The organism is Cellulosimicrobium sp. ES-005 (assembly GCF_040448685.1).
GTDB lineage: Bacteria > Actinomycetota > Actinomycetes > Actinomycetales > Cellulomonadaceae > Cellulosimicrobium > Cellulosimicrobium cellulans_G.
The window spans coordinates 3,579,754-3,592,278 of record NZ_CP159290.1 but is presented as its reverse complement, the minus strand read 5'-3'; the positions used below and the strand labels follow the sequence as shown (position 1 = coordinate 3,592,278).

Annotated in this window: 15 protein-coding genes; 7 read left to right on the top strand and 8 right to left on the bottom strand. The window is 77.3% G+C overall.

Features of this window, described 5'->3' with window-relative positions:
- Positions 1–53: 53 nt before the first annotated feature.
- Both pyrE and ABRQ22_RS16030 read right to left on the bottom strand, forming a co-directional pair.
- Entirely contained in the window at positions 54–629 is a 576-nt protein-coding gene (gene pyrE / locus ABRQ22_RS16035) for an orotate phosphoribosyltransferase (RefSeq protein WP_253052456.1), read from the bottom strand.
- Positions 630–654: 25 nt separating this feature from the next.
- Positions 655–1,419, bottom strand: coding sequence for an SDR family NAD(P)-dependent oxidoreductase (locus tag ABRQ22_RS16030; protein WP_253052454.1), 765 nt, complete (start codon positions 1,417–1,419; stop codon positions 655–657).
- Positions 1,420–1,522: 103 nt separating this feature from the next.
- On the opposite strand from ABRQ22_RS16030, the gene ABRQ22_RS16025 reads away from it, so the two are divergent.
- The 3 genes from ABRQ22_RS16025 to ABRQ22_RS16015 are packed head-to-tail and all read left to right on the top strand — an operon-like array spanning position 1,523 to position 3,730.
- Positions 1,523–2,308, top strand: coding sequence for an exodeoxyribonuclease III (locus ABRQ22_RS16025; RefSeq protein ID WP_253052440.1), 786 nt, complete (start codon positions 1,523–1,525; stop codon positions 2,306–2,308).
- A gap of 34 nt (positions 2,309–2,342) precedes the next feature.
- A complete protein-coding gene (locus tag ABRQ22_RS16020) occupies positions 2,343–2,945 on the top strand; it encodes a DUF4190 domain-containing protein (protein ID WP_353707443.1) in 603 nt (200 codons plus the stop codon).
- A gap of 2 nt (positions 2,946–2,947) precedes the next feature.
- Positions 2,948–3,730, top strand: coding sequence for a septum formation family protein (locus ABRQ22_RS16015; RefSeq protein ID WP_353707442.1), 783 nt, complete (start codon positions 2,948–2,950; stop codon positions 3,728–3,730).
- A 22-nt stretch (positions 3,731–3,752) separates the two neighbouring features.
- Here the strand turns inward: ABRQ22_RS16015 and ABRQ22_RS16010 are convergent, their stop codons facing one another.
- Both ABRQ22_RS16010 and ABRQ22_RS16005 read right to left on the bottom strand, forming a co-directional pair.
- Positions 3,753–4,430 carry a TetR/AcrR family transcriptional regulator gene (locus ABRQ22_RS16010; RefSeq protein WP_353707441.1) on the bottom strand — a complete coding sequence of 226 codons (678 nt, stop codon included), beginning with the start codon at positions 4,428–4,430 and terminating at the stop codon, positions 3,753–3,755.
- A gap of 98 nt (positions 4,431–4,528) precedes the next feature.
- On the bottom strand, positions 4,529–5,332 hold the full coding sequence (locus ABRQ22_RS16005) for a peptidoglycan-binding protein (RefSeq protein WP_353707440.1): 804 nt from the start codon (positions 5,330–5,332) through the stop codon (positions 4,529–4,531).
- A gap of 291 nt (positions 5,333–5,623) precedes the next feature.
- Here ABRQ22_RS16005 and ABRQ22_RS16000 point away from each other — a divergent pair, with 291 nt between their 5' ends.
- The 4 genes from ABRQ22_RS16000 to ABRQ22_RS15985 all read left to right on the top strand — a co-directional run bounded on the left by ABRQ22_RS16000 (position 5,624) and on the right by ABRQ22_RS15985 (position 9,360).
- Positions 5,624–6,337, top strand: a complete 714-nt coding sequence (locus tag ABRQ22_RS16000; protein WP_353707439.1) for an ATP-binding cassette domain-containing protein — start codon at positions 5,624–5,626, stop codon at positions 6,335–6,337.
- Entirely contained in the window at positions 6,337–7,230 is an 894-nt protein-coding gene (locus ABRQ22_RS15995; protein WP_353707438.1) for a hypothetical protein, read from the top strand. Before ABRQ22_RS16000 ends, ABRQ22_RS15995 begins: the two co-directional genes overlap by 1 nt.
- A 148-nt stretch (positions 7,231–7,378) precedes the next feature.
- Positions 7,379–8,704: a histidine kinase gene (locus ABRQ22_RS15990; protein WP_353707437.1), complete on the top strand. Its 1,326-nt coding sequence runs from the start codon at positions 7,379–7,381 to the stop codon at positions 8,702–8,704.
- Entirely contained in the window at positions 8,701–9,360 is a 660-nt protein-coding gene (locus tag ABRQ22_RS15985) for a response regulator transcription factor (RefSeq protein WP_253052424.1), read from the top strand. Before ABRQ22_RS15990 ends, ABRQ22_RS15985 begins: the two co-directional genes overlap by 4 nt.
- 2 nt (positions 9,361–9,362) lie before the next feature.
- On the opposite strand, the gene ABRQ22_RS15980 is transcribed toward ABRQ22_RS15985, so the two are convergent.
- The 4 genes from ABRQ22_RS15980 to ABRQ22_RS15965 form a co-directional block, all read right to left on the bottom strand.
- The gene (locus ABRQ22_RS15980) at positions 9,363–10,178 is read right to left on the bottom strand and encodes a DUF2071 domain-containing protein (RefSeq protein ID WP_353707436.1); all 816 of its coding nucleotides are present in this window, start codon (positions 10,176–10,178) and stop codon (positions 9,363–9,365) included.
- Positions 10,175–10,903 (bottom strand): UdgX family uracil-DNA binding protein, encoded by a 729-nt coding sequence (locus ABRQ22_RS15975; protein ID WP_353707435.1) that lies wholly within the window; start codon positions 10,901–10,903, stop codon positions 10,175–10,177. The genes ABRQ22_RS15980 and ABRQ22_RS15975 overlap by 4 nt, the downstream gene beginning before the upstream one ends.
- Before the next feature lie 89 nt (positions 10,904–10,992).
- Positions 10,993–11,391, bottom strand: coding sequence for a hypothetical protein (locus ABRQ22_RS15970; protein WP_353707434.1), 399 nt, complete (start codon positions 11,389–11,391; stop codon positions 10,993–10,995).
- Between the two features lie 70 nt (positions 11,392–11,461).
- Positions 11,462–12,442 carry a diacylglycerol kinase family protein gene (locus ABRQ22_RS15965; RefSeq protein ID WP_353707433.1) on the bottom strand — a complete coding sequence of 327 codons (981 nt, stop codon included), beginning with the start codon at positions 12,440–12,442 and terminating at the stop codon, positions 11,462–11,464.
- Between the last annotated feature and the right edge of the window lie 83 nt (positions 12,443–12,525).

The window sequence follows — 12,525 nt, the reverse complement described above, 5'->3', positions numbered from 1 at the left end:
GCCACGGGGCGTCGTCGGGCAGGCGGCGGCGCTGCGCCGGGGACCGTCCGGGCTCAGGCGAGGCCGAGGTCCTCCAGGCTGAACAGGAAGTGGTAGGGCACGCCGAGCGCCTCGATCTTCTCGCCCGCGCCCGTCGCGCGGTCGACGATCGTCGCCACCCCGACGACCTCGCCCCCGGCGGCGCGCACGGCCTCGATCGCGGTGATCGGGGACCCGCCCGTCGTCGTGGTGTCCTCGACCACGACGACCTTGCGGCCGGCGACGTCGGGACCCTCGATCTGCCGCTGCATGCCGTGGGCCTTCGCGGCCTTGCGCACGACGAACGCGTCGAGGTCCTGCCCGCGCGAGGCCGCGGCGTGCAGGAGCGCGGTCGCGATCGGGTCCGCCCCGAGCGTCAGCCCGCCCACCGCGTCGACCTCGGCCGTCCCGAGCCCGCGCTCCTCGAGGAGGTCGAGGAGCTGGTGCCCGATGAGCGGCGCCGCGCGGTGGTGCAGCGTCACGCGCCGCAGGTCGACGTAGTAGTCCGCCTCCTTGCCCGAGGAGAGCGTCACCCGGCCGTGCACGACGGCGAGCTCGCGGATGAGGTCGAGCAGCTGCTCGCGGGGCGTCGAGGAGAGATCACTGGTCACGCCGCCAGCGTAGTCGGCTCCCGGTCTACCGGTACTTGCCGATCGCCCGGACGGCCGAGCGCGGCATCGCCCGCAGGGCGGCCGACGCGACGCGGTAGCGCACCGACGGGGTCGAGATGACGACGCCGCGCCGCACGTCCGCGAGCGCCGCGGAGACCACGCGGTCGGCGTCGAGCCACGCGAGGTCGGGCAGGACGGACTTGTCGATCCCGGCGCGGTCGTGGAACTCCGTGTGGGTGAAGCCCGGGCACAGCACGGTCGCGGTGACGCCGGTGCCGTGCAGCTCGACGGCGAGCCCCTCCGTGAACGAGCGCACCCACGCCTTCGCGGCGGCGTAGGTGCCGCCGGCGGTGAGCGCCGCGACGGACGCGACGTTGAGGATCGCGCCCCGGCCCCGCGCGGTCATCTGACCGGCGGCCGCGTGGGACAGGACCAGGACGGCCCGCACCATGACGTCGAGCGCACGGAGCTCGACGTCCAGGTCGCCGTCCACGAAGTGCTGCTGGGTCGCGAAGCCCGCGTTGTTCACGAGCAGCCCGACCGGGCGCTCGTCCGGGCCGCCGGGCGAGGCGAGGCGCTCGGCCACGCGCGCGACGTCGTCAGGCACGGAGAGGTCTGCCGGGAGGACCTGGACCCGCACGCCCGCGGCGGCCCGGATCTGTCCGGCGACCTCCTCGAGGCGCGCCTCGTCGCGCGCGACGAGCACGAGGTCGTGCCGCGCCGTGGCGAGCTGCCACGCGAACTCCAGGCCCAGGCCGGCGCTCGCGCCGGTGATGAGTGCTGTCGCCATGGCCACAGCCTACGGGCCGCGTCCTGCGCCGCCCGCCGTCGGCGCAGGACGCGGCGCGGCGGTCGTGCCGGCGGCACGCGCGGCTGTCGGTACCGTGGGGCCCGTGCGCCTCGCGACCTGGAACATCAACTCCGTCCGCGCCCGGGTCGACCGGGCGATCGCGTTCCTCGAGCGGACGGGGACCGACGTCCTCGCGCTCCAGGAGACCAAGTGCGCCGACGCGCAGTTCCCCGTCGCGCCGTTCGAGGCGGCGGGGTACGAGGTCGCGCACGTGGGCGTGAACCAGTGGAACGGCGTCGCGGTCGTCTCGCGCGTCGGCCTGGACGACGTCGCGACCTCCTTCCCGGGCCAGCCCGCGTTCGGCGAGAAGGTCGAGGCGCGCGCGCTCGGCGCGACGTGCGGCGGCGTGCGCGTGTGGAGCCTGTACGTCCCGCACGGCCGCGAGGTCGGGGACCCGCACTACGCGTACAAGCTGCGCTGGCTCGACGAGCTCCGCGCGCAGGCGGCGGGCTGGCTCGCGGACGACCCGACCGCGCGGGTCGCGCTCGTCGGCGACTGGAACGTCGCGCCGCTGGACACCGACGTGTGGGACGTCGCGTACTTCGCGGGGAAGACGCACGTGACGCCGGCGGAGCGCGACGCGTTCGCGGCGTTCGGCGCGGCCGGGTACACCGAGGTCACGCGCGAGGCGATCCCCGGCGAGCACACGTACACCTACTGGGACTACCAGCGGCTGCGGTTCCCGCGGAACGAGGGCATGCGGATCGACTTCGCGTACCTCTCCCCCGCCGCGCGCGCCCGCGTGACCGGCGTGGCGATCGACCGTGACGAGCGCAAGGGCAAGGGCGCGTCCGACCACGTGCCGGTCGTCCTCGACCTGGCGGACTGAGCGACCGCCTCGCGCGCGTCGCTACGGTGTGTCCATGACCACGCCCCCCGTCCCGCCGTACGGGTCCCCCGACGAGCCGGTCGACCCGTACGCCGCACCGCGCCCGCACCAGCCGCCGCTCACCCCGTACAACCCGCCGGCGGACGCCCCGGCACCCGAGCAGGGCGGCTTCGTCGCACCGTCCGGGGCGGGCGGCGCGTACCCGGGCGCACCCGGGGCGGGCGCCCCCTACGGCTCGCCCGCCGCTCCGGCCGGGCCCGCCTCGCCCTACGGCCCCGGCGCGGGACCTGCCTACGGGTCGGCCCCGGGCGCGGGCCGCGCGCCGTCGGACCCGGCGGGCTACGCGGGGAGCTCCGGCTACGGCGCGTACCCGCCCCCGTACGGGTCCGCGTACACGCCGCCGCCGCGGACGAACGGGCTGGCGCTGGCGTCGATGATCGTCTCGATCGCCAGCCTCGTCGTCTGCGCCGGCTTCCCCGGGATCGTCGGCCTCGTGCTCGGGATCGTCGCCCTCAACCAGGTGATGCGGGACGGGACGCGCGGGCGCGGGTTCGCCGTCACCGGCATCGTGGTGGGCGCCGTCTGCACGGCGTTCGCGATGCTCATCGTGCTCGCCGCGACCCTGAGCGACTCGTAGCCGTGGCCGACGACGACCTCTTCGCCCCGCCCGGCGGGCCGACCGTCCCGCCCCGACCCACCGCCCCGGTGCCGCCGCCGCCCGCGGGTGCCCCGGCGCCTCCGGGCACCGCGGTGCCACCCCCGGCCGCCCCGGCCGGGCAGGCCGGACCGGGATTCGCGCCGGAGACGTACTACGCGCCCGGGTGGCAGCCGGCCGCGCCGCGCGTCGAGCCGCTGGCCGTCGCGAGCGTGCCGGCGGGCCTGGTGCTCGGCCCCGTCGGGATCGGGCTCGGTGCCGCGGGCCTCTCCCGCGTGCGGTCCCGGAGGACGCGCGGGCGCGGTCTCGCGGTCGCCGGCATGGTGGTCGGTGCCGTCGTCACGCTCGCGTGGACCGCGGGCGCGCTCGCCTGGTGGCAGGGCGAGCAGGCGCGCGTGCCGCTCGCGGGCGACGTCACCGCCCCGCAGACGGTCAACGCGGTCCAGCTCGTGCTCGGGACCTGCCTCGACGAGCTCCCGCCCGACGGCGAGGTGACGCAGGTGCGGGCCGTGCCCTGCGCGGACGAGCACCGGGCCCAGGTCGTCGCGCGGACCGACCTCGGCGCGGACGAGGTGTGGCCCGGTCAGCAGGCCGTGGACCGGCGCGTGGCGCGGGTGTGCACGCCGGACGTGCTGGGGGCGGACGCGCCCGAGGGCGTCGAGCTCGTCGTGTGGTCGCCGACCGAGGCGTCGTGGCGCGACGGCGACCGGACCGGCCTGTGCCTGGCCGCCGGCACCGACCCCCTGCCGGGCGACCTGCTCGGCTGAGCCGCGACCGGGGCCACCGGGCTCAGCGCGCGGAGACGTCCTCGGCGAGGATGAGCCGGAGGTAGGCGCGCAGGTCGGCCGCCATGTCGACGCGCTCGGCCCGGGGGCGGTCGAGCGACAGCAGCCACTGGACCTGGAGCCCGTCCATGAGCGCGACGATCTGCCGCGCCGCGGCGCGCGGGTCGACCCCGGCCCGCAGCCCGCCCGCGCTCGCCCGGCGGGAGAGCTGCTCGACCGCCCGAGCGACCGCCCACTCGTACCGCCGGACGAAGTACTCGTGCGCCGGGTGGTCCGGGGACGTCGCCTCGGCCGCGAGCGCCGTGAACAGCTCGACGATGTGGCGTCGGAGGGCGTTGCGCTCGACCAGGCGCACGAGCGCGTCGAAGTAGTCCGTCCCGCGCGCGAGGTCCTCGTCCAGGTCCGCCTGGTCGACGGTGTCGCGGTAGTCGAGCACCGCCTCGAGCAGCGCGACCTTCGTCGGGAAGTGGTGGAGCAGGCCGGGGTGCGACATGCCGACGCGCGACGCGAGCTCGCGCAGCGAGGCGGCGTGGAAGCCGACCTCGCCGAAGAGGACGACCGCGGCCTGGATGATCTCCTCGCGCTTGGCGCGGCCCTTCGCGTAGCCGCGCCCGAGGTCCGGGGTCGCGGCGCGGCCGGGTGCCCCGCGGTCCTGACCCGCGCCGATCGCCGCGCTCGTCATGGTCCTGCTCCGTCCGTCGTCCGACGAGGGAAAACCCTACCGACCGCGGCGCGGTCCGGGGCCCGCACGCCGCGAGTTCACCCGCGGCCGGCCGGCGCTCAGGACGCGGGCGCGAGGGCCGGGTCCGCCGGCCCGCCGGAGCTCGGGGCCGTCGCGCCGGGCACGGTGGCCGACGGCGTGTCGGTGGGCGACGGCGGCGCGGGCTCCGTCGGGGCGGCGCCGCCCGGGTCGGTGGACTCCTCGCCCCCGCCGGCAGGTGCGGCGGCCAGCGCCTCGGCGGTCGCGGCCGTCACGGCGCCGTCCGCGGGCAGCCCGTGCGCCTGCTGGAACGCGCGCAGCGCCGCACCGGTCGCGTCGTCCATGGTGCCCGTGACCTCGACGTCCGCGCCGTGCACGCGGAGCCGCTCCTGGAGCCAGGTCACGGACGCGGCGTCGTCCGTCGGTGCCGTCGGCGCGGGATCCGGCGTGCCCGCGCCCGGGGTGGCCGCGGGCTCCGACGTCGGCGCCGACCCGGGGTCGGCCGACGAGGGGGGCGTGCCCGTCCCCCCGGACGACGGTCGCGGCGCGGGCGTCGCCGCCGGGTCGCCGCCCTCCTCCGGTTCGTCCGCGTGGTCGGGCGGCGGGATGCGCGTCACCTCGGGGCGGGGCGCGTCGGGGCGGGGCGTGACGGCCGGGACGCCGTCCTCGACCGCGGTGCCGCCGTCGGTCGAGGCGCCGACGACGACGGCCTCGCCGCCGCCGGTCGCCGCGCCCACCATCCCGGCGACCGCGACGACGAGCGTCACCGCACCGGCACCGGCCGCGACCGTGACCCACGGCGTGGCCGCGCGGTGCGCGACGGGCGTCGGCGAGGCGGCGTTGCGCCCCTCGGGGGTGGCGGACGAGTCGTGACGTCGGCGCACGTCGCCTCCTTCCGGGGCGGTCGGGGACCGGCGGACGACGCGTGGCGCTGCCCGCCAGAGCGGTCGGGTGAACGTCCACCCTGCCCCATGCGCCGGTCGGATGTCACGCCCGGTGCCCTCACCTGCGGCGACACCGGCCGGTCGGCGCGGGTCCCGTCGTGCCGACGACGCTTGCGACGGAGGTCGCAACCCAGGTTCCTCCCTGCGCCGCAAGACCCGGCGTCCCCCCGCGCGACAGCCTGGTGGGGCACCGCGCGGGAACCGTGCGGGACGCGACGAGAAGGGACCGGCATGACCACCATCCACGTCTCCGTGCTGCGCAAGTCCTACGGGGCGTTCGACGCCGTGCACGACGTGACGTTCACGGCCGCGCCCGGCCGCGTCGTCGGGCTGCTCGGGCCGAACGGCGCCGGGAAGTCGACGACCCTCCACGTGCTCCTGGGGCTGGCCGCAGCCACCGCCGGGAGCGCGACGTTCGACGGCCGCGCGTTCGCCGACCTGACCCACCCGGCCCGCACGGTCGGCGCCCTGCTCGACGCGGGCGGCCTCCACCCCGGGCGCTCGGGCCGCGACCACCTGCGCGTGCTCGCCGCCGCGGGCGAGATCCCGGCCCGGCGGGTCGACGAGGTGCTCGCGCTCGTCGGCATGACGCCCGCGGCCGACCGGCGCGTGCGCACCTACTCCCTCGGGATGCGGCAGCGCATCGGCATCGCCGCCGCGCTGCTCGGCGACCCGGAGGTGCTCGTCCTCGACGAGCCCGCCAACGGGCTCGACCCGGCGGGCATGCGCTGGCTGCGCGACCTGGTGCGCGGCTTCGCGGACGACGGCGGGACCGTGCTCCTCGCGAGCCACGTCCTGTCCGAGGTGCGGCAGGTCGCGGACGACCTCGTGGTCGTCGGGCAGGGTCGCGTCGTCGCCGACGGCCCCCTCGACGACCTGCTGAGCGGGGAGTCCCTCGAGGACTTCTACCTCGACCTGACCGCCACGACCGAAGGGGTGCGCTGATGTACCGCGCCGAGATGCTCAAGCTCCGCACGACCCGCGCGACGTGGGTCGTCGCCGCCGTCGCCGTCGCCGGGATGCTCGTCGTCCAGGCCTTCACCCTCCTGCTGCCCACGATCCTGCGGGGCACCGAGGCGCTCGGCGGGGGCGCGACCGTCGGGTTCCAGTCGTCACCCGAGATGCTCGAGGACCTGGCACCGGACCTCGGCGCGCTCACCGACGCCGCCCAGCCGGCGTTCCAGCGCGGCATGCTCGACCTGCTCGGCAACGGGCTCAACGGCTCGGGGTCGGTCGGCGTCGCGACCATGTGCATGCTGCTGCTCGGCGTGCTCGCCGTGACCACGGACTTCCGCACGGGCGGCATCGTGCCCACCGCGCTCGTGCAGCCGTCGCGGCTGCGCATCCTCGCGGCCAAGGCCGGCGCGACCGCGACCGTCGCCCTCGGCGTCGGCGTGGTGCTCGCCGTCGTGGGCGCCCTGGGCCTCACCGTCGCGATCGTCACGACCCCGGGCGCGTCCCTCGCGCTCGGCCCCGGCGAGGTCCTCGGCGTGTGGGCGCGCGGCCTCGCGGTCCTCGTGCTCCTCACCTGGTTCGGGCTCGGGATCGGGACGCTCGTGCGCGGCCAGGTGGCCGCCGTCGTGACCGTCGCGGCGCTCGCGCTCGCCGAGCCGATCGTCCGGGGCGCGGTGACGCTGCTGTCGGGCGGCGAGTCCGCCGCGGCGGAGTGGCTCCCGCTCGGCCTGGGCGCGCTCGCCTCGACGGGACAGTCCGGGGCGGCGCTCCTGGGCGGCGCCGCGCCGCTGGGGACGCTCGCCGCGCTCGCCGGGCTCGTCGCGTGGGTCGCGGTACTCCTCGGGAGCGGCGCCCTCACCCTCCAGCGCCGCGACCTGGTCTGACGCCCGCCGGGGGAGAGCCCCGGTACCGCGAGGTAGAGGCGGACCACGGCTCTACCTCGCGGCTGGGGCGGTGCGCCCCCGTAGGGTGGGCGGGCCGCCGTGCCGTCTGTGACCGTCGTCCGAACCCGTCGTCCCCTGGAGGAGACTCGTGACCGAGGCCCTGCGCCGCGCGCTCGACCGGGTCGGCGTGCGCACCGACACCGGCCGCGACGCCGTGCTCGCCGGGGTCGTCGCCGTCGCGACCGTCGTGCTGTTCCTCGGCATCGAGCGCGTGCTCGCCACGGACGTCGGTGCGACCTTCGGCGCAGGGCCCGGCGCCGTGATCCTCACGCCCGGCGTGCGCGCGACGGTGCTCGCGCTCGTCGTGCTCCAGGCGGCGACGCTGACGGTGCGCCGTCGGGCGCCGCTGGTCTGCCTCGCGCTCGCGGTGTCTGCCCAGGTCGCGATCACCGTGCTCCTGCCGCCGTACGTCGGCTTCCAGGCCCCTGCGACCCTCGTCGCCGCGTACTCCGCCGGCGCGTACGCGCCGCGGCGGGCGCGCCTCGGCGCCCCGGCGCTCGCGGCGCTCGCGCAGGTCGTGCTCGTCTTCGCCCTCGGGGGCTTCGCCGTCCCCGCCGGGGCGGGACCGGCGCAGCACGCGCTCCAGGTGGGCGGCGCGCTGCTCTCCGCGCTGCTCACGTTCGTCGGGGCGGCGCTCGTCGGCTCGTACGTCGCCACGCGGCGGGAGCTCGTCGCCGAGCTGCGCGACCGGGTGCTCCGCGCCGAGCGCGAGCGCGAGGCGCTCGCCGCCCAGGCGGTCCTGGAGGAGCGCGCGCGCATGGCCCGCGAGCTGCACGACGTCGCGGCGCACCACCTGTCCGGCATCGTCGTCCAGGCGTCCGCCGCCGAGCGCCTCGTCGAGGCCGACCCGGAGCGTGCCAAGGAGTCGGTGCGGTGGATCCGCGCGCAGGGTCGCGAGACGCTCGACGACCTCCGCCTCGTGGTCGGGATCCTGCGGGGCCGCGACGACGAGGACGGCGCCGAGCGGGAGGCGCCGCAGCCGACGCTCGCGGAGGTCCCCGCCCTCCTCGACACGGCGCGCGCCGCGGGCACCGCGGCGACGGTCGAGACCGCAGGGACGCCGTGGGACCCCACGCCGAGCGCGCAGATCGCCGTGTACCGCGTGCTCCAGGAGGCGCTCGCCAACGCGCGCCGGCACGCACCGGGAAGACCCGTCGCGGTGCGGTTCGCGTGGTCCGCCGCGGACCTCGTCCTCACGGTGCGCAACCCGACGGCCGGCACGGTGCCGCCCACGGACCCGCGGCCCGGCCACGGGCTCGTCGGTATGCGCGAGCGGGCGGCCGTGCTCGGCGGCAGCCTCGACGCTCGGCGGGCGCCCGACGGCGCGTGGCTCGTCCGCCTCACCGTCCCCCGCGCCGCGGCACGGGATCCCCGCGCCCCCGACCAGCACCCTGCCGACCAGGAGGTCTCGTGACACGCGTCGTGCTCGTGGACGACCAGGCGGTCGTCCGCGCCGGGTTCACCGTCATCCTCGAGAGCGAGGGCGTCGAGGTCGTCGGCGAGGCGTCGAACGGCACCGACGCCGTCCGCGTCGCGCGCCGCGAGCGCCCGGACGTCGTGTGCATGGACGTCCGCATGCCCGGCGGCGACGGCATCACCGCGACGCGCGCGCTCGCCGGGCCGGACGTCGTCGACCCGGTCCCCGTGCTCGTGGTGAGCACGTTCGACCTCGACGACTACGTGTTCGGCGCCCTGGAGGCCGGGGCGAGCGGGTTCCTGCTCAAGGACGCCGAGCCGGACGTGCTCGTGGACGCCGTCCGGCGGGTCGCCGCGGGCGACGGTCTGGTCGACCAGACCCTCACGCGTCGGGTCATCGGCGAGTTCGCGCGCCGACGCGCGCCCGTCGCACGGGACGACGCCGCGGCCGCGCTCCTCACCCCGCGCGAGCTCGACATCGTCGACCTGCTGTGCCGCGGGTCGTCCAACGCGGAGATCGCGACGGCCCTGTTCCTCGAGCCGAGCACCGTGAAGTCGCACCTGAGCCGGGCCATGACCAAGACCGGGTCGCGCGACCGCGTGCAGCTCGTCGTCTGGGCGTTCCGGCACGGGGTCGTCGACCCGGCGGGCTGACCTCAGCCGACGGGCCGCGGGAGCGCGAACCGGGCGTGCACGGGCGCGGCCACGTGCACGAGCCCGGGGTCGGCGGACGGCAGCCCGAGGCGGGCGAGCACGTCCGTGTCGAGCGCGTCGAGCGTGCCGCGCCGCAGGGTCCACGGCTCGTGCAGGACCGGGAACCGCCACAGCCGTCCGGCCCGCACGCCGTACGCGTTCCAGCGCGCCGTGAGCCACCGCACGAGGCCCGACGACGCGTCGACCTCCTCGTGCGCGCGCACCTCGGCGCGGAACGTGGCGTCGCGCAGCAGCCTCGGGTGCTCGTGCGGGACGCGCAGGGGACCTCGGCCGGTCGAGCGGAACCGGTAGCGCACCGCGGACGGCGGCCCCGTGCGGTCGCCGCCCGCGTGCACCGCCGCGTCCACCGCGGCGCGAGCCGGGTGGTACGGGACGCCGGCCGCGCGCGTCGCGGCGACGAACGCGGGCGACGTGGCCCACAGGCCGAGGAACCACACGCCCTCGGTGCCCGCGCGGTCGCGCACGTACACGCGGACGTTGAGCTCGGGGAACGTCGACCACGCGCCGAGAGCGGGCAGGGGCGAGACCCGGACGCCTGCCATGACGAACGGGACCACGCCGAGCCACGTCGTCCCGTCGACCTCCTGCACGGAGAGGCCGGGTGGGAGCCAGCCCTGCACGACGGCCGGGTCGACGCGCCAGTGGAGGAACGTGAGCGCGTCCCAGCGCTGCACGTTCACGACGACCCGCGAGGCACTGGGCCGCGAGACTCCCGGCGCCGCGGGGTCGGGTGCGGTCGGGAGCGGACGGTCGGTCACCGGGCGCCCGCCGTGTCGGACGCGAGGCGGAGGTCGTCGACGAACGCGGCGAACGCCGCCTCCCGCTCGGCCCGCTCACGCACGCGCAGCAGCGCGGACGGGTGCGTGGTGAGGACGACGCGCGGCGGGCGCTGCCGGGGCGGGCGGTCGCCGTCGGGCACACCCTGCGAGAGGGGCGACGCGGACTCGGCGCCCTCGTCGTCGAGGTCGAGCACCCGGCCGCGCTCGGCGGTGACGCGCACCGGGCGCCCGAGCACGGCACGCCCCGCGGTCGCGCCCATCGCGACGACGACACGGGGCGCGACCGCGGCGACCTCGGCCGTGAGCCACGGGAGGCACGCCCGGACGTGCGCGACGTCCGGGCTCTTGTGCAGCCTGCGCTTCCCCCGCTCCTCGAACCGGAAGTGCTTCACGGCGTTCGTCAGGTAGACGTCGTCGGCGGACAGCCCGGCGGCGTCGAGCGCCTCGTCGAGGAGGCGCCCCGCCGGCCCGACGAACGGCTCGCCCTCGCGGTCCTCCCGGTCGCCCGGCTGCTCACCGACGAGCACCAGCCGGGCGCGCTCGGGTCCGCGCGAGAACACGACCTGCGTGGCGTCCGCCCACAGCTCGCACCCGTGGCAGTCCCGCGCTGCCCGGGCCAGGGCGTCGACGTCCCTCGCGGCACGCCCGCGCGGGAGCCACTCCTGCGCGCCCGGGCGCTCCGGAGCCGGTCGTCGGGGGCTCATGGGCCCACCGTGCAGCACCGCACGCCGACTCGCACCCGGCGCCCGCGGGACGCACGAGCCCGGCCCGGGACCAGGCCGGGCGGAGGTGGTCAGAGAACCTGGTAGAGAGCACCTTGGACGAGGCCGAGGACGACGCCCAGGAGCGCCGCCGCGCCGAGCGCCGTGCCGGCGGACGCGAGCGCCGTGCCGGGCAGCCGCCGCACGAGCGCGACCGCGCCGGTGACCGTCGCGGCCAGCGCGAGGACGCCCGTGAGGATGCCGTTGACGAGCTGGAGCACGCCGACCGACGACGGCGAGTAGCCCGACGACGAGAGCACGAACGGGAAGGCCAGCGTGACGACCGCACCCACCAGGACGGTCGCGACCCCCAGGACGAAGGCCACGACGGCGAGGGGCGAGCGTCGCGCGCCGGTGGCCGGTGCGGGCGAGCCGTAGGCGGACGGGGCGGGGGCGGACCAGGACTCGGGGCCGGGCCGGGGAGCGCTCATGCGCCCATCCTGCCGAACCCCGCGGTCCGGCGACGGGGACGTCCGCGGTCCGTGACCGCGGGCACCGGGATCACCGGCGACCGGGGGCGCCCTGCGCGAGGTCCTCCGACTCCTCGGGCCGGTACACGCACACGTGCAGCGCCTCCGGTCGCACGCTGACGTCGAGCCGCTCCGCCGGCTCGATCACGTCGCCGTCGAGCTGGCGCGGCTGCGGCCGGTCGGAGACCACGGAGACCTCCCGGCCCCGCACGACCTCCCGGCTCGGCACCCGGCTCTTGCCCCGCACGACGCCCCACAGCAGCTGGACCCAGTGCTGGAGGTTGCGCGGCGCGATGATCGCGACCTCGAGCTGCCCGTTGTCCGGCTCCGCGTCCGGGAGCAGGTTGGTGCCGGCCTGGAGACGGCCCACGTTGCCGACGACGACCGTGCGCGCACGACGGCGCCGCGTCCGCCCGTCGACCGTCACCTCGACGTGCATCTCGTCGTCGGCGAGGTGCTTGAGCGCCGAGAAGACGTACGCGACCGACCCCGCCCGGGCCTTGAGCGCCGTCGGGGCGTCGCGCATCATCGCCGCGTCGAGCCCCATCCCCGCCATGATCGCGAACGTCTGCCCGTCCGCGACGCCGACGTCGATGGTCCGCCGGCCGCCCCGGAGGACGAGGCGCAGACCCTCCTCGGCGTCGGTGGGGACGCCGAGGTTCACCGCGAGGAGGTTCCCCGTGCCGCCCGGGAGGATCGCGAGCGCGGCGTCGGTCCCCGCCAGCCCCTCGACGACGGCCCGCACGGTCCCGTCCCCGCCGCTGACGAACACCACCTCCGCGCCGTCCTCGACGGCCTGGCGCGCCTGCCCCGTGCCCGGGTCCTCGGCCGTCGTCTCGAGCCACGCGGGCTCCGGCCACCCCGCCTCGGTGAGCCGCGCGACGATGAGGTCGCGCAGCGCGTCCAGACCCTCCACACGGTTCGGGTTGACGATCACGGCCGAACGGCGCGGGGCGTCGTCGGGCTGCCGCGGGGAGGTGGGTGCGGGGCTGGTCGTCTCGTCGGTCGGCACGGACCGAGTATGTCCCGGCACCGCACCGCCCGCCCGGCGTCGGACAGCGAAGCACCGGCCCCGGCACCGCGAGGGAGAGCCCT

Coding starts and splice junctions, on each gene's coding strand:
- ABRQ22_RS16030 (WP_253052454.1), bottom strand. CDS start 1,419: ATGGCGACAGCACTCATCACCGGCGCGAGCGCCGGCCTGGGCCTGGAG.
- ABRQ22_RS16020 (WP_353707443.1), top strand. CDS start 2,343: ATGACCACGCCCCCCGTCCCGCCGTACGGGTCCCCCGACGAGCCGGTC.
- ABRQ22_RS16010 (WP_353707441.1), bottom strand. CDS start 4,430: ATGACGAGCGCGGCGATCGGCGCGGGTCAGGACCGCGGGGCACCCGGC.
- ABRQ22_RS16000 (WP_353707439.1), top strand. CDS start 5,624: ATGACCACCATCCACGTCTCCGTGCTGCGCAAGTCCTACGGGGCGTTC.
- ABRQ22_RS15995 (WP_353707438.1), top strand. CDS start 6,337: ATGTACCGCGCCGAGATGCTCAAGCTCCGCACGACCCGCGCGACGTGG.
- ABRQ22_RS15975 (WP_353707435.1), bottom strand. CDS start 10,903: ATGAGCCCCCGACGACCGGCTCCGGAGCGCCCGGGCGCGCAGGAGTGG.
- ABRQ22_RS15970 (WP_353707434.1), bottom strand. CDS start 11,391: ATGAGCGCTCCCCGGCCCGGCCCCGAGTCCTGGTCCGCCCCCGCCCCG.